This window comes from Enterobacter sp. ECC_219_Taxon_10 (genome assembly GCF_058354905.1).
Genome location: NZ_CM178005.1, coordinates 2,224,099 through 2,239,815 on the forward strand (window position 1 = coordinate 2,224,099; position 15,717 = coordinate 2,239,815).

Here is a 15,717-nt window from a genome sequence, read left to right on the forward strand (position 1 = left end):
TTGTTATTGTTATCGAGCGAGATGGGGGCTCATCACGCGACCCAGCGCGGCCAGCAGGGTGTCGAGGATCAGGGCGAACAGAGCGGTGGCCGCCGCGCCGAGGATCAGGGTCGGGAAATCGTTCAGGTAAATGCCCGGGAAAATCAGCTCGCCGTAGCTGCTGGCGCCAATCAGGAAGGCCAGCGGAGCGGTACCGACGTTAATGGCCGTGGCGATGCGGATCCCCGAGAGCATGACCGGCCATGCGTTGGGCAGTTCAACCTGGCGCAGGCGCTGCCATTTGGTCATCCCAATCCCGTTTGCCGCTTCCAGCAGCGACGCAGGGACCGAGCACAGCCCGGCGTAGGTATTGCGCACTATCGGCAGCAGCGAGGCGAGGAACAGGGCGATGATGGCAGGCGTATCGCCGATGCCAATCACCACCATCGCCAGCGCCAGCACCGCCAGCGGGGGCAGGGTGTTGCCGACGTTGAAGATTTGCATCACATATTCGGCGACGCCTCGCGCGGCCGGTCGGCTCAGCAGAATCCCGGCCGGAATGCCCACCAGCAGGGCAAAAAACATCGAGGAGAAAACCAGAATCATGTGCTGTTGCCCGAGGTAAATCAGGTCAACCTGTCGCGCCTTGATTGTCTCAAGCCCAATACCCCAGACGAGGAGGGCGAGGACCACGATAATGGCGCCGACAAACAGCAGTGAACGTTTGAGTAATGGGTGCATTGCGGTGTGTCTCCCTGTGCGCATGCGTTATAGCAACCACCGGTTGCCTGTTGTTATGCCATGTTTCGGCAGGGGTAATTGAGCTATAGCAAGCGTTTGGGAAGGGTTCCAGCGAAGGGGGAAAATCAGTAACCCTATGAAATTAGTGACAACCTTAATTAAAGCCTTACGGCGTAAGGGCTGGTTGCGTGTCAGGCAGAATAGTCCTAAAGCGAATTTGCACAAGTGACAGTGTCACAAAATACAGGGCCCTTACGCCGATGTCATCGTTATTTACAGAGGGGGGCACGAACCCGGCGAACGCGAACCGAGATGCTAATGATAGAAAAAATGGCTACAATCGCGAGCATCAGCCCCAGCGCCAGCATGGCGTTAAACCCAATCCACCTGAACAGCAGCAGCCCCGCGATACCGCCCGTAATAAACGAGAAAAGGGTGGTTAAGTGGGTCTTGAGCTGACTTTTTTGCGCTGCGGTATCCTTCGAGTAATCCCTGCGAAGCATCGCCACCAGCACGGAGGCCAGTGATATTCCCGCATCCGTCAGGGTGCCGGTAATGTGCGTCGATCTTACCCGCCCTCCGGAGAGCTGCGTCGAGGTCGAATTATGAATGCCCATCAGGCCGCACAGGAAAATAATAATCTCGCGGTTGCTCGTGAGGGCGTGGAAATACATTTCGTAGAGAGATACGCCGGTCAATAATATCCCCTCGACGAAAAGGATTTGGCAAAAAACCAGCCGGATATTATGGATAATCCCCCATAACACAATGAGACGCGCAAGGATTGCGCCTGCAACAAAGGAGAGAATGATCGAGCCAAAGAAAATGATATCGCTCAGATCGGTGGAGGAGACTTCGCTGGATAACTGTGAGGTGTTGCCGGTCATGTGAGAGGGGAAGAAGCCAAACGCCCCAAGGGCGATGGCGTTCAGTAAACCTGCCGAGGTCGCCAGCCAGAGAGCAAGCCGGCGATCCTCCTTATGCGTTCGTTCTTTCTTGAGTCTAATCAGCAAGAATACCTCCGGGTTGAGCTTTGCCTGAATAGTCAGGCTAGCAAAGCGGTGCAACGGGCTGTCCAGGATATGGCTTAATTATTATTCCCTCTGACGCCAATCAGGGTTTAGTAATTAAATAAAATATCCTTGCTCAAGGTGGGGGCGTAAATACTTTATATCATGCCGTTATTGCCGTGACGCAAAAACGCCGGGCGCTGGTTAAGACGTTCAAACCAGGCCTCAATCGCCGGCACGTCGGGCTTGTCAAACGGCGTCATCTTCCAGCGATTCACCGACAGCCCAAGCACCACGTCCGCAAGGGTAAACGTCTCTCCCGCCGCAAAGGCCCCGGTGCGCTGCAGCTGGTTTTCCAGAATGGTGATGCAGTGGTTCCACTCTTTTATTCCCGCCGCAATGCGCGCAGGGTCGTTAAAGTCCGGGTTTTTTCGTCCCAGCGCCGGGAAGACATAGCGCCAGGCGTTATTGAATTCAGTTGCCTGCCAGTCCATCCAGCGCTCAACGTTGGCGCAGGCCTGCGGCTCTGCAGGCAGCAGATCGTGACGTCCGGCCTTGCGCACCAGATAGCGGCAGATGGCGTTGGACTCCCACAGCACGAAATCGTCATCCATCAGCACCGGCACCATGGCGTTGGGGTTCAGCGCGCGGAAGTCATCCGTTTCTGTTGAGGCAAAACCGCTGCCGTAGTCTTCCTGCAGATAAGGGATGCCCGCTTCTTCACAGGTCCAGAGCACTTTACGAACGTTGATGGAGGTGGTTTTACCGAGGATGTTAATCATGACGCCGCTTCTCTTCAGGGGGATTAATCACTTAAAAACAATACACCCTTTGCGCGAAGAGGGAGGGGTAATATTGAGTGAGGAGTGCTCTGTACGGGCAGGTCTGCGCGTTTTAAGCGGAAACGTTACGTCTTCAGGGTGCGTAATGTGGGTTATTCCGCGCCGTTTTCTCCAGAGGCGCCTGCTTGCTTAATGCAGGGAAAAAATTTAGGCTAACATCAGAGATATGCTTGCTCATTAAAGGCTTAGAAATGGAAAAAATAACCCCTGAATATACGTCCGTTGACTTATCTCGTTGGGCAAGGAAAGAACATTTTGAGATATTTCAGGGCTTTGCTCAATCGACATTTAATCAGACGGTTTTAATTGATATTACTGCGCTGTTAAAACATATCAAAGCGGTGGGCTGGAAATTTTACCCGACTATTATTTTTCTCATTTCGAAAATCGTCAACAGTCATCCGGAGTTCCGTATGGCTATGAAGGACAATGAGCTTATTATATGGAACGAAGTCCATCCAAACTATACCATTTTCCATAATGAAACAGAGACCTTTTCATCATTATGGAGCCATTACGATGGCAATATTCAGCACTTCCAGAACACCTATACTGAAGACATTGCACGCTACGGTAATAATCTTGCTTATTGGCCTAAAGAAGAATCCCGGGAGAATATCTTTTTCATATCAGGTATTCCCTGGGTAAGTTTTACCAGCTTTAACGTCAACGTTGCACACATGAAGAACTTTTTTGCCCCTATGTTTACGCTTGGAAAATACTACGAACAAGATGGCAAAGTATTATTGCCCCTCGCCGTTCAGGTTCATCATTCCGTGTGCGATGGTTTCCATGTGGCAAGACTGTACAATGAGCTACAGGCGATGATCGATGCCTTGCCGCGCCACTCGGCGCAATCCGGCGCGTGATGCGCCAGGCGCTGACGTTAATAAAAAAAAGCCGCAAGCAGCATGCTGCATACGGCGTAAGGCTCGGTGACGATGAGGCGATCAGGCAGCTTTTACCGCTCTGATTTTTTTACTGTCAGCTTCAGCTGGCTCGGCTTTATCGTCAGCCGTTGGGGCATCGGGAGCAGGGAGCTTGCTGGTGCGCAGAATATGCTGCACGGTCTCTTTCTGCTCGGCGAGATACAGACCAAGATCTTCAGCCTGGTTTTCATCCATCTGCATTCCGCTTTGCAACAGCCAGTCGGTGAACGCGTCTGCCATATCGAGCAGCTTGTCGTGAGCGTCAGCCTCTTTCTTACTGGCAAATGTCATTTTCTCTTCACCTTTTCTTACGACAACATATTTTATTTCAACAGCCATCACGCACCTCTCATACTGTATTTATATACAGTATAACAGATCCGGGATGATGTTGCAGTAAAAAGTGAACTACTGGTGCATCGGCTGGGTTTCACGGCTGCCGATACTGCGTCGCCATGCGCCCGGAGCCTGGCCGTATTGACGCTTAAAGCTGCGGTTGAAGGACTGCTGAGAGTCAAAACCGAGCGCGATTGCCACGTTCAGAATAGGCTCATCGCTGTGGGCTAAGCGTTCAACCGATTTTTGCAGCTTTTGCGCGCGAATATATCCGGCGAGGGGGTAGCCCGTGTGCTCTTTGAACAGGCGCTGGAGGTGCCATTTCGAATAGCCGGAGCGTCTGGAGACGGTCTCAATGTCCAGGCGACTGTCGAGGTTGTTATCGATCCAGTCGAGTAAATCATGCATAAATGCGCCAGTCTTCATCAGGTTTCCCCCACGCAGCGATAGAAAAGTATCTTTGTCTGTTGCACTTTAAGGTGGCCTGGTTTTACGGTAATTGCAAGTTTTATTGTTGCATTTAAATCCTTGCCCGAAACGGGCCTTTTATCGTCGACGCAAATAGCACATAAAGTGCAACAATTATTCTTGCACTTAGTTAGGCGCATTCCTACAATCGCCGCGATAGTGTATTCGAAACTGTTACAGTTTTGTGGCGATGAACGACACAAATGGCCTTAAGCCAGCCCGGACAAAGGAAGTGGCGCGGCGCCTCCCGCTGCGTCTTGCCCGGCGGCTACAATTACCGGAATAAAAATAATGAGCCTGCAAAAAACCTGGGGAAACTATCATCTGAATGCGCTGGGAGCGATGCTGCTCTCCGTGCTGCTTGTCGGATGTGATGACAGCGTCGCGCAAAACGCCGCGCCGCCCGCGCCTGCCGTCAATGCTGCTGACGTGGTTGTGAAATCCATTAGCCAGTGGGATAGCTTTAACGGCCGAATTGAAGCTGTGGAAAGCGTGCAGCTTCGCCCCCGCGTCTCTGGCTACATCGACAAAGTGAATTTCACCGACGGCCAGGAAGTGAAAAAGGGCGAGGTGCTATTCACGATTGATGACCGAACCTATCGCGCCGCGCTGGAGCAGGCGCAGGCGACGCTGGAAAGGGCCAAAACGCAGGCCAGCCTGGCGCGAAGCGAGGCTAACCGTACCGATAAATTAATCAATACCAACCTGGTATCCCGTGAAGAGTGGGAGCAGCGCCGTTCGGCCGCCATCCAGGCACAGGCCGATATTCGCGCAGCCCAGGCTGCGGTCGACGCCGCGCAGCTGAATCTCGACTTTACCAAAGTGACGGCACCTATTGATGGCCGCGCCAGCCGGGCGTTAATCACCAGCGGCAATCTGGTCTCCGCGGGCGACAGCGCCAGTGTACTCACCACGCTTGTCTCGCAAAAGACGGTTTACGTCTACTTTGACGTGGATGAGTCAACCTATCTTCACTATCAAAATCTGGCGCGCAGCGGGCAGGGGGCGTCCAGCCATCATACGGCGCTACCGGTTGAGATCGGCCTTGCCGGCGAGGAGGGCTACCCCCATCAGGGTAAAGTGGACTTCCTGGATAATCAGCTCACGCCGAGTACCGGTACGATCCGCATGCGCGCGTTGCTGGATAACGCGCAGCGCCAGTTCACGCCGGGACTTTTTGCCCGCGTTCGCCTGCCGGGCAGCGCAGAATTCCAGGCGATGCTTATCGACGACAAAGCGGTGCTGACTGACCAGGATCGCAAGTATGTCTATATCGTGGATAAAGAGGGCAAAGCGCAGCGTCGCGATATTACGCCGGGGCGTCTGGCCGACGGTTTACGCATCGTGCAGCAGGGGCTGAAACCTGGCGATAAAGTCATCGTCGACGGTTTACAAAAAGTGTTTATGCCGGGTATGCCGGTGAACGCGAAAACCGTCGCCATGACCGCCAGCGCCGCCCTCAACTGATCACTTGACCTGAGAATCCTTCCCATGGACTTTTCCCGCTTTTTCATCGACAGGCCCATTTTCGCTGCCGTACTGTCGATTCTGATTTTTATCACAGGATTAATCGCCATCCCGCTGCTGCCGGTGAGCGAGTATCCTGACGTCGTACCGCCAAGCGTGCAGGTGCGCGCGGAGTATCCGGGCGCCAACCCGAAAGTGATTGCCGAGACCGTGGCGACGCCGCTGGAAGAGGCGATCAACGGCGTCGAGAACATGATGTACATGAAATCCGTCGCCGGCTCGGACGGCGTGCTGGTCACAACCGTCACGTTCCGTCCAGGTACCGATCCGGATCAGGCGCAGGTACAGGTGCAAAACCGCGTAGCGCAGGCCGAGGCGCGTCTGCCGGAAGACGTGCGGCGCCTGGGCATCACGACGCAGAAGCAGTCGCCAACGCTTACGCTGGTGGTGCATCTGTTCTCGCCCAACGGTAAGTACGATTCACTGTACATGCGCAACTACGCCACGCTGAAGGTGAAGGACGAGCTGGCGCGTCTGCCCGGCGTCGGGCAGATCCAGATTTTTGGCTCCGGTGAATACGCCATGCGCATCTGGCTGGACCCGAACAAGGTTGCGGCCCGCGGGCTGACCGCCTCGGATGTGGTCACGGCAATGCAGGAGCAGAACGTGCAGGTGTCCGCCGGGCAGCTTGGCGCCGAGCCGCTGCCGAAAGAGAGCGATTTCCTGATCTCCATTAACGCTCAGGGCCGTCTGCATACCGAAGAAGAGTTTGGCAACATTGTCCTGAAAACGTCGGAGGACGGTTCGGTCGTCCGCCTGCGCGATGTGGCGCGTATCGAGATGGGTTCCGGCAGCTATGCGCTGCGTTCCCAGCTTAACAATAAAGACGCGGTCGGGATTGGTATCTTCCAGTCACCGGGAGCAAACGCCATCGATTTGTCTAACGCGGTGCGCGCGAAAATGGAGGAACTGTCCACCCGTTTCCCGGAAGATATGAAATGGGCGGCACCTTACGATCCGACGGTTTTCGTGCGCGACTCCATCCGTGCGGTGGTGCAAACCCTGCTGGAAGCGGTGGTACTGGTTGTACTGGTGGTGATCCTGTTCCTGCAAACCTGGCGCGCGTCGATCATTCCGTTGATCGCGGTGCCGGTGTCGGTGGTGGGGACGTTCAGCATTCTCTATCTGCTGGGCTTTTCGCTTAACACCCTCAGCCTGTTCGGGCTGGTGCTGGCCATCGGCATCGTGGTGGACGACGCCATCGTGGTGGTGGAAAACGTCGAGCGAAATATCGAAGAGGGGCTTGAGCCGCTTGCGGCAGCGCATCAGGCGATGCGTGAGGTCTCCGGGCCGATTATCGCGATTGCGCTGGTGCTGTGCGCGGTGTTCGTGCCGATGGCGTTCCTCTCCGGCGTTACCGGTCAGTTCTACAAGCAGTTTGCGGTGACGATCGCGATTTCCACGGTGATCTCCGCCATCAACTCGCTGACGCTCTCTCCGGCGCTGGCCGCGCTGCTGTTAAAACCGCACGGCGCGCCAAAAGACTTCCCGACCCGGCTTATTGATCGCCTGTTCGGCTGGATTTTCCGTCCGTTTAACCGCTTTTTCCATCGTAGCTCGAACGGCTATCAGGGGCTGGTGGGCAAAACGCTTGGCCGACGCGGCGCGGTGTTTGTGGTTTATCTTCTGCTGCTGTGTGCCGCGGGCGTCATGTTTAAAGCGGTGCCCGGCGGGTTTATTCCGACCCAGGACAAGCTGTACCTGATTGGCGGCGTGAAGATGCCGGAAGGCTCGTCGCTGGCCCGCACCGACGCGGTGATCCGCAAAATGAGCGAAATTGGCATGAACACCGAAGGCGTGGATTACGCGGTCGCGTTTCCAGGGCTGAACGCGCTGCAGTTCACCAACACGCCGAATACCGGGACGGTCTTCTTTGGCCTGAAGCCGTTCGACCAGCGCAAGCACTCAGCGGCGGAAATTAACGCGGAGATCAACGCCAAAATCGCGCAAATCCAGCAGGGCTTTGGTTTCTCCATCCTGCCGCCGCCGATTCTGGGCCTGGGTCAGGGGTCAGGCTACTCGCTGTACATTCAGGATCGCGCGGGCCTGGGCTATGGCGCGCTGCAAAACGCGGTGAACACCATGTCCGGTGCGATTATGCAGACGCCGGGAATGCATTTCCCAATCTCCACTTACCAGGCTAACGTTCCGCAGCTGGACGTGCAGGTTGACCGCGATAAGGCAAAAGCGCAGGGCGTGTCGCTGACCGATCTGTTCGGTACGCTGCAAACCTATCTGGGCTCGTCGTACGTGAACGACTTCAACCAGTTCGGGCGTACCTGGCGCGTGATGGCGCAGGCCGACGGGCAGTTCCGCGACAGCGTGGAGGATATTGCGAATTTACGCACCCGGAATAGCCAGGGCGAAATGGTGCCAATTGGCAGCATGGTAAAAATCACGACCACCTACGGGCCGGACCCGGTGATCCGCTACAATGGCTACCCGGCGGCAGATCTGATCGGCGATGCCGACCCGCGCGTGCTCTCGTCCGCTCAGGCGATGACGCAGCTGGACGCGATGTCTAAGCAAATCCTGCCGAACGGGATGAACATAGAATGGACGGACCTGAGCTTCCAGCAGGCCACCCAGGGTAATACGGCACTGATCGTCTTCCCGGTCGCGGTGCTGCTGGCGTTCCTGGTGCTGGCGGCGCTGTATGAAAGCTGGACGCTGCCGCTGGCGGTGATCCTCATCGTGCCGATGACGATGCTCTCCGCACTGTTTGGCGTCTGGCTGACCGGTGGCGATAACAACGTCTTCGTGCAGGTGGGGCTGGTGGTGCTGATGGGGCTGGCGTGTAAAAACGCGATTCTTATCGTGGAGTTTGCCCGCGAGCTGGAAATTCAGGGCAAAGGCATCATGGAAGCTGCGCTTGAAGCGTGCCGCCTGCGTTTGCGTCCGATTGTGATGACCTCCATCGCCTTTATCGCCGGGACCATTCCGCTGATCCTCGGCCACGGCGCGGGCGCAGAAGTGCGTGGCGTCACCGGGATCACGGTCTTCTCCGGGATGCTCGGCGTAACGCTGTTTGGCCTGTTCCTGACACCGGTATTCTACGTGACGCTGCGTAAGTTTGTGACGCGCGGCAAAGTGGAAAGAGAGGTTCTGCCCGCGTAGGGATATCGCAGATAACAAAAAAACCGCCTTTATCGTAAAGGCGGTTTTTTTTCGCGAAAATTAATGGGCTTTTTTGTACTGGGCAATAAGTTCAGGTAAAGGATCGCACCCGCTGGTATCGGCTTTTTTAACCTCGTCCAGCGCGCTTGCCACGGTGTGGCGCGCTAATACCGCGAGCGATGCCTGCTCCGCTTCTTCGGAAATCGATTTAAAGTACCAGCAGGCGTTCGCGCTGACCACGCAGCGGGCCGGCACGTCAGGGCGCGACGCCCAGAGTTTTTTATCTTCGGTGACCGAAAGGTAGATATCGCGCAGGGTGATCTCTTCCGGTGGACGACCAAGATGAATAGAGCCGTTGCGGCCAAGCGTTGAGACGATAATGCCGTCGCGCGTGAGTGGAACCATCAATTTGCGGATAAAGCTCGGATTGGCTTCCAGGCCGTAGGCCAGAATTGCACTTGTCGAACGTTCACCTAGTTGCTCCGCCATCGCTACGCTGAGAACCATCTGCAAAGCTGTCGGGAAGCGGTAATCTAACATTTCTCTTTCCTGGGTAGCGGTGAATCTTGTTCTTTTTGGCACCGCAGAGGTGAATAAGCAATAAACAACAATATAACAAATACGGTAATTTTTTTGAAGCAATCTGCGGCATTTGCGATCGAACACCCTGTTCCGGTTTAGCTAAACGTGCGGTCCGGGAAGTCAACCGTCACCAGGAGGCCACCTTCCGCTGAGGTACTCAGGTTTACACTGCTGTTATGTTGCAGTGCAACCGCTTTGACGATGGCAAGCCCCAGTCCGCTTCCGCTCTGCACCTGATTGGGATCGCGGAAAAACCGGTCGAAGACGCGCTCGCGCAATTCAACCGGAATGCCCGGCCCCTCATCGGAGACGCGTATTTGGGCTGATTTATCTGCTGAGCGTACCTCTACCTGAATCCGTCCGCCCTCAGGACTGTACTTCACGGCATTTTCAATAAGATTGTCTATCAGCGACATCAGACGTTCCCGGACGCCAGCGATCCAGATTTCATCCTCAGCGAAGAATTCCAGCTCAATCCTGCGCCCGGACGCCAGCGGCTCCAGCGCAGCCATTCGCTCTTGTATGAGTGACGTCAGCGGCACGGGCTCCATCGCGGTGTCAATACGCGCTTCACTGTGCATCATCAGCAGCAGCTGGTTGACGAGCCGAGCCGCCCGGCTGTTGCTGCGCACAATCCCTGCAAGCAGCTGCCGCTGGCTCTCGCTGCTCGCCCAGGACTGCAGCGCCTCCACGTTGATGCGCATCGCTGCCAGGGGCGTACGCAGCTCGTGTGCAGCATCCGCAATGAAAACCCGTTCCCGTTCAGCGCTTTCCCGCACTCTGGCAAGAAAATCGTTTATCGCGTCCACCATTTTGCGAAGCTCCCTGTGCCTGGGGCCGGCTTTTAAGGGAGAGAGATCGTCTGGCCTGCGTAATGAAATTTCATTCACCACCTTGCTCCAGGGACGCATCGCAATGCGGATCGACAGCCACGCGGGAAACAGAAGAAAAGGAATACAGACCAGCAGCGGCATAATGTAGTAGCCGCGTGAGTTCAGATAGATAAAGAAGTTCCAGCTGCCGGCCGGGGTGAAAAGCGTAACTTCCACGTCGGAACGAGGGGACTTAAGGGTACGGCTGGTCCAGGTACGACCGTCACTCTGAACACGCTGCATTTCCCCCTGCCTGGTGTTCATTACCCCCGTCGGAGCGCCATCCGATGAAAAAATGATTGCGTTATTCTTACGAACGATGAGGTTGATTGATAATGCGGGATCTTCGCCGCCGCCATAGCCTTCCCGCAACGCCTTACTGAACGCTTCCAGCACCTCGTTACGGTCCTGCGGGCGCTCGCCAATATGATCAACCAGAGTAAAAATGGTTTCGTAGGTCTTACTGCCCGTGAGTATCGGAGGGCTACGCAGGTCCTCCAACAATATGAAGGTCAAAAAAATACACCACAGCAGGGTGAGCAGCGCCATCTGGGCGATGATAATTCGCCGTACCAGCGTGGGACGCTTCAGGAGGTACCAGACGTTTCGCATTAACCCGTCACTTTCTGAACAGCAACGGTATCAATGACGTACCCGACGCCCCGCACCGTTCGCACATAGCCTTCACCAATTTTCCGCCGCAAATTCCCCATATGGACGTCGAGCGCATTACTGAGATTTTCTTTGTTGCCGAATATCCTTTCTTCCAGAAAACGTCGGGTAACCACCCGGTCAGCGCGCAGCATCAACGTTTCAAGAAGCGCATATTCACTGGCCGTCAATTCAACGTGACGCGCGCTCACCGTCACGCGACGGGTCGGTACATGAAGCGATAAGCCCCGGATCTCTATTGCCTCATTTTCAAAACCGTAGCTGCGTCGGGCAAGAGCCCTGACTCGCGCCAGCAGTTCGGCGAGAACGAAGGGTTTGACAAGATAGTCGTCTGCACCGGCATCCAGCCCGCACAGGCGATCCTGCAGCGTACCTCGCGCCGTCAGGATGATGACGGGGATCCCCTTCAGCTGCTGGCGCAAACGCGTCATCAGGCTCATGCCGTCGCCGTCGGGCAGCCCCAGGTCGAGCAAAACAAGTTCCGGCGCACAGACGTCAAGCTGATGCAGCGCATCCTCTTTACGGCGAACCCATATGACATCAAATCCTTGATCTGAAAGGGCGATACGCACGCCATTGCCGAGATCCAGGTCGTCTTCGATTAGTAAAATTTTCACATTGATAACTGTAACAACCGTGGATGAAGAACAACTTAAGAAAAAAACGGTAGCAGGAAATCCGTCCGGTTTACAGCACCGGCTCGTGCTTCAGCGTTTCTTCATTTTCGGCTCATAAGAACCTTAGGGTCGGTATTCAAAATGGGCGTCCTGGCGTTTAACCGCTTGCATCGCAACCATTTGAATCCATAAGGGCTTCTTTAATGAGAAACATCGAACTGCGTCATACGTTCCTCCATTCACTTTCGGGCTTCAGACTAAAAAGCATAGTGCCGGGCGTTGTTCTGGCGTTACTGGCCACCCCGGTAATGGCGGCAGAGCAGAAAGGCAATGTCTTAACTCTGGGGGGCGGCGCGGACGTCGCGCCACGCTACTCGGGTTCGGATAAAAGCCGCGTCAGCGCGGCTCAGGTGGTGGATTACTCGATGGCGAATGGCTTCTTTATCAGCACCACGCGGGGTATCGGTTACGGCAATAACATCGGTAATTTCGATTACAGCGCTGCCCTGAGCTATCGCGCAGGCCGTAAAGATAAAGACGTCAGCAGCGATTCGATCGCCTCCGGCAGCGACGAGCTGCGTGGAATGGGCGAGATAAAAGGCTCGGCAATCGTTGTGCCCGGGCTGGGGTACAAGGTGACCGACTGGCTTAACCTGCAGCTGCAGGCTGAGGTGCCGGTTTCTGAGAGAGACAACGGAGAGGCGGTGCATTTCGGTATTTCCAGCCCGCTCTATACCTCATCAAAAAATGAGGTGACGCTGGCGCTGACCGGCAGTTGGGGATCCGGCAAGTATATGCAGACGTACTATGGCGTCAGTGACGCTCAGTCGAGCGCATCGGGGTTTGCCCGACATGACGCCGGGGCCGGGATTTATGCCTGGTCTATGAATCTTGACTGGACCCACAAGCTCACCTCGCGCTGGAGCGTGCTTGCCGCTGCGGGGGTTACGCAACTGACGGGGGATGCGGGTGACAGCCCGATCGTACAACGTAAAACGTCCCCCACGGGGAGTTTGAAGGTGACGTACAGTTTTTGATGGCGGTTGCTTATGAGTTTGAGCGCGCAATAGAGACGAATTTGAGCCGCTCCGGTTAAGATGACGGGGCGGTGCTTTTGATGACGGGAATAATGATGGATTATCTAAATTCATTGCAGAGAATATTGTCACTTGATCCTTCACGAATGCAGGCGCTTTACGCGGTTCGTGATTTGCAACTTCCTGATTGCTGGATTGGCGCGGGTTTTGTCAGGGATGCCGTATGGGATCACTTGCATGCCTATTGGAAAAAGTCCTTTTCTGGCGATGTGGATGTGGTCTGGTTCGATCCCGAATGGTGTACGCCAGACGATGAACGTCATCTGGAAGAAAAACTTAAGCAACGGATGCCCGCTTTTGACTGGTCCGTAAAGAATCAAGCCAGGATGCATCTGCGTAATGGTGATAATCCCTATCACTCAACAGAAAATGCGCTGTTGTACTGGCCCGAAACTGCGACGGCTGTAGGCGTCAGGCTGGGCGCTAACGATGTTATTGAGGTCATTGCACCCTATGGTCTTAATGACCTGTTTGAGCTGAGTTTAAGACCAACGCCTGCGTTTGAGCGGGAAAAATATGACGTCTTCAGGCGGCGCGTTGAAGAGAAGCGGTGGTTAGAACGTTATCCTCAGCTGCGGCTTATTAATTGAGCATAATTAATAACTTAAAGTCTAATCTGTCTGCTGGGTGCTTATGCCTGTGAACCTTAAGATGACCTGTTGCACACGATCGGGAGCCTTATGTTACGCAAGATATATTACTCAATTTCTGATGCATGAAATCTATGAGCGCTCGTGTTTTAGCAGGCAAGTAGCGCCGATCTGAATAAAGTGCGAACAATTGCAGTGGAGCAGGGGATTGTTCAAAGTTAAGCTCGATTAGCCGTCCATCGTTGATGTAGGGTTGGCAGGCTTGTTTCGATAGAATGGCAAAACCGACACCTGCTACAGCCGCTCGTCCTGCCATCTCTCCGCTGTTTACCCGGTAATGGCCTTTAACCTTTATCGTCTCGAATCCCCCCTTTTTATTAACAAACTGCCAGGGAGCACCTTTAAGTGCGCTTACGGTTGTAATACAGGGTAATTCTTCAAAATGCTGTATATGAGAAGGGGTGCCATAACGTTGAATGACAGAAGGTGCAGCAACGATGGTACAAGGGATAGTCACCAGATGGCGAGCGATGTAGTCACTGTCATCCATCTGGCCACGGGTGACAATGATCGCTAAATCCAGATCGTCACGAACGGATTCAAAGCCAGACAAATTTGTGACGCAGCTAATTTCCAGATCCGGGTGCTGACAGGCGAAATCGGCAACTATAGATCCCAGCAAGACCGGGCCTATTTCATTAGGAATACAGATACGTAACGGGCCCTTAAGCTGCATTTGCCGCAACGTTAATTCTGTTTCAGTTTGCTCAAGTGCCTCCAGTATTGGCTTCGCTCGGTTATAGAGCAGGTGGCCCGCCTGGGTGAGTTTCATATGGCGGGTACTGCGCTCTATAAGCTGAAGATTGAGTTTGTCTTCTAACTGAGAAATACAACGACTCACATTTGATGTCGGCATTTCCAGCGCCCTGGAAGCCCCAACAAAACTCTCTTTTTCAACGACAGCAATGAACACTTTCAGGGTATTAAAATCCAGAGGCGACCGCATTGATTATCCCATAAATGATAACAATAAGTGCCATTTTTACCATCTAATGAACAGATTTGATAGCGGTTAAACTCGGATATCTTTCATCCACAGGTCGCCTGCTATGCCACTGGTCACAAAAACGTTAAATCATAAAACACTCATACGAATCGCTGCTGTAATTGCTTTTATCCAGTTCACGAATGCGCTGGAATATATGATGTTCAACCCTATTTTTGCTTTTATGGCGGCTGATTTTGCTGTTCCCGTATCCTTCTCAGGCTACGTTTCCGGCCTGTACACAACAGGTGCCGTTCTGTCGGGCATTATCGCTTTTTACTGGATCGGTCGTTTTAATAAGAAACGCTTTCTCATCGCCAATATGGCTCTCCTGGGGCTGCTGACCTTTTTAACGACATTGACTTCCAGTTTTAGCCTTTTGCTTACATTACGATTCTGTGCAGGATTGTTGGGCGGTACCACAATGGGGGTGGGTATCAGTATATTGATAAACCACGCACCGACTCACTTGCGTGGAAAAATGTTAGCGGCGGTGATTGCGTCATTTTCGATAGTAAGCATTGCGGGAATGCCCACAATATTATTTTTATGTACTCATTATGGCTGGCATATCGCTTTGTGGTTCATCAGTACGCTGTGTTTGTTGGCGTTGCCACTGATTATCACCGTCATTCCACAAGATCGCGTTTCTTTCGAGACACCCCATTCGCAGCCTCTCAATGTGGATATTTTACTGTTTGCTTCCGCTAATGCGCTTGTACAGTTTAGCCCAATGCTGGTCGTTCCTGTTCTGGTACCATTATTGTTACAGCAGCCTGGCGCTTCTCCGGACATGTTGTCCTGGCTATTCTTCGGCGGGGGGATGGCAGGGTACCTGTCGACAAAAATGACAGGCGTGTTAACGACACGTTTTTCTGCTGTGGTTCTGGCGACAGCTTCAACTATCGTTTTTATTCTGAGTTTGCTCATACCCATCCTGGGGCTTCCGCATCCGGCGCTATTTATTACTTTATTTCTCGGTGCATCTTATAGTCGTCTGGTTTCATCTTCGGCGGTTACGATTCAGTTTCCTGATAACAGGCAACGCGCAGGATTCATGTCATTACAAACATCAATGATGTATTTGATTACAACGATCGCATTTTTTTTGTCTTCTTTTTTATTACCTGGGCATGACATGTCACAACAAAAAATGAACACGTTACTAACGGTAAGCGCCATTTCCGCATTAGGGTTCCCAATCATCGTTATCATTTTGCAAAAGAAACTGGCTAAACGTAAGAACCAACCCGATCTTCTCGTCATTGATTAGCATAACGTCCGCTTTTGGCT

Annotated in this window: 15 protein-coding genes; 6 read left to right on the forward strand and 9 right to left on the reverse strand. The window is 53.7% G+C overall.

Going from position 1 to position 15,717, the window contains the following annotated elements; translation table 11 throughout:
- Window positions 1–9 precede the first annotated feature (9 nt).
- The 3 genes from osmY to AC4ICF_RS10685 form a co-directional block, all read right to left on the reverse strand.
- Window positions 10–720: an osmoprotectant ABC transporter permease OsmY gene (gene osmY, locus AC4ICF_RS10675; RefSeq protein ID WP_116340238.1), complete on the reverse strand. Its 711-nt coding sequence runs from the start codon at window positions 718–720 to the stop codon at window positions 10–12.
- 269 nt (window positions 721–989) lie between these two features.
- On the reverse strand, window positions 990–1,733 hold the full coding sequence (locus AC4ICF_RS10680) for a YoaK family protein (RefSeq protein WP_316379024.1): 744 nt from the start codon (window positions 1,731–1,733) through the stop codon (window positions 990–992).
- A 155-nt stretch (window positions 1,734–1,888) separates the two neighbouring features.
- A complete protein-coding gene (locus AC4ICF_RS10685; RefSeq protein WP_116340236.1) occupies window positions 1,889–2,512 on the reverse strand; it encodes a glutathione S-transferase family protein in 624 nt (207 codons plus the stop codon).
- Between the two features lie 251 nt (window positions 2,513–2,763).
- Here AC4ICF_RS10685 and catA point away from each other — a divergent pair, with 251 nt between their 5' ends.
- Entirely contained in the window at window positions 2,764–3,441 is a 678-nt protein-coding gene (gene catA / locus AC4ICF_RS10690; protein ID WP_116340234.1) for a type A chloramphenicol O-acetyltransferase, read from the forward strand.
- Window positions 3,442–3,522: 81 nt separating this feature from the next.
- Here catA and AC4ICF_RS10695 read toward each other — a convergent pair whose 3' ends face one another.
- Entirely contained in the window at window positions 3,523–3,840 is a 318-nt protein-coding gene (locus tag AC4ICF_RS10695) for a YebG family protein (RefSeq protein WP_116340232.1), read from the reverse strand.
- A 69-nt stretch (window positions 3,841–3,909) separates the two neighbouring features.
- Window positions 3,910–4,263, reverse strand: a complete 354-nt coding sequence (locus AC4ICF_RS10700; protein ID WP_316379025.1) for a helix-turn-helix domain-containing protein — start codon at window positions 4,261–4,263, stop codon at window positions 3,910–3,912.
- A gap of 333 nt (window positions 4,264–4,596) precedes the next feature.
- Between AC4ICF_RS10700 and oqxA the strand changes: the two genes are divergently transcribed.
- A complete protein-coding gene (gene oqxA, locus AC4ICF_RS10705) occupies window positions 4,597–5,772 on the forward strand; it encodes a multidrug efflux RND transporter periplasmic adaptor subunit OqxA (protein ID WP_163329133.1) in 1,176 nt (391 codons plus the stop codon).
- A 24-nt stretch (window positions 5,773–5,796) separates the two neighbouring features.
- On the forward strand, window positions 5,797–8,949 hold the full coding sequence (oqxB, locus tag AC4ICF_RS10710; RefSeq protein WP_439209793.1) for a multidrug efflux RND transporter permease subunit OqxB: 3,153 nt from the start codon (window positions 5,797–5,799) through the stop codon (window positions 8,947–8,949).
- A gap of 60 nt (window positions 8,950–9,009) precedes the next feature.
- Here oqxB and oqxR read toward each other — a convergent pair whose 3' ends face one another.
- The 3 genes from oqxR to AC4ICF_RS10725 all read right to left on the reverse strand — a co-directional run bounded on the left by oqxR (window position 9,010) and on the right by AC4ICF_RS10725 (window position 11,692).
- Entirely contained in the window at window positions 9,010–9,489 is a 480-nt protein-coding gene (oqxR, locus tag AC4ICF_RS10715) for an efflux pump transcriptional repressor OqxR (protein ID WP_116340223.1), read from the reverse strand.
- Between the two features lie 137 nt (window positions 9,490–9,626).
- Window positions 9,627–11,015 (reverse strand): sensor histidine kinase, encoded by a 1,389-nt coding sequence (locus AC4ICF_RS10720; protein WP_316379027.1) that lies wholly within the window; start codon window positions 11,013–11,015, stop codon window positions 9,627–9,629.
- Window positions 11,015–11,692: a response regulator gene (locus tag AC4ICF_RS10725; protein ID WP_233002450.1), complete on the reverse strand. Its 678-nt coding sequence runs from the start codon at window positions 11,690–11,692 to the stop codon at window positions 11,015–11,017. The genes AC4ICF_RS10720 and AC4ICF_RS10725 overlap by 1 nt, the downstream gene beginning before the upstream one ends.
- 203 nt (window positions 11,693–11,895) lie before the next feature.
- Between AC4ICF_RS10725 and AC4ICF_RS10730 the strand changes: the two genes are divergently transcribed.
- Complete coding sequence (locus AC4ICF_RS10730) at window positions 11,896–12,729, forward strand: MipA/OmpV family protein (RefSeq protein ID WP_316379028.1); 834 nt, start codon at window positions 11,896–11,898, stop codon at window positions 12,727–12,729.
- 95 nt (window positions 12,730–12,824) lie between these two features.
- Window positions 12,825–13,379: a nucleotidyltransferase family protein gene (locus AC4ICF_RS10735; RefSeq protein WP_316379304.1), complete on the forward strand. Its 555-nt coding sequence runs from the start codon at window positions 12,825–12,827 to the stop codon at window positions 13,377–13,379.
- Between the two features lie 88 nt (window positions 13,380–13,467).
- Here AC4ICF_RS10735 and AC4ICF_RS10740 read toward each other — a convergent pair whose 3' ends face one another.
- Window positions 13,468–14,385, reverse strand: a complete 918-nt coding sequence (locus tag AC4ICF_RS10740) for a LysR family transcriptional regulator (RefSeq protein WP_233002452.1) — start codon at window positions 14,383–14,385, stop codon at window positions 13,468–13,470.
- A gap of 103 nt (window positions 14,386–14,488) precedes the next feature.
- Here AC4ICF_RS10740 and AC4ICF_RS10745 point away from each other — a divergent pair, with 103 nt between their 5' ends.
- A complete protein-coding gene (locus AC4ICF_RS10745; protein ID WP_316379029.1) occupies window positions 14,489–15,697 on the forward strand; it encodes an MFS transporter in 1,209 nt (402 codons plus the stop codon).
- Window positions 15,698–15,717 lie beyond the last annotated feature (20 nt).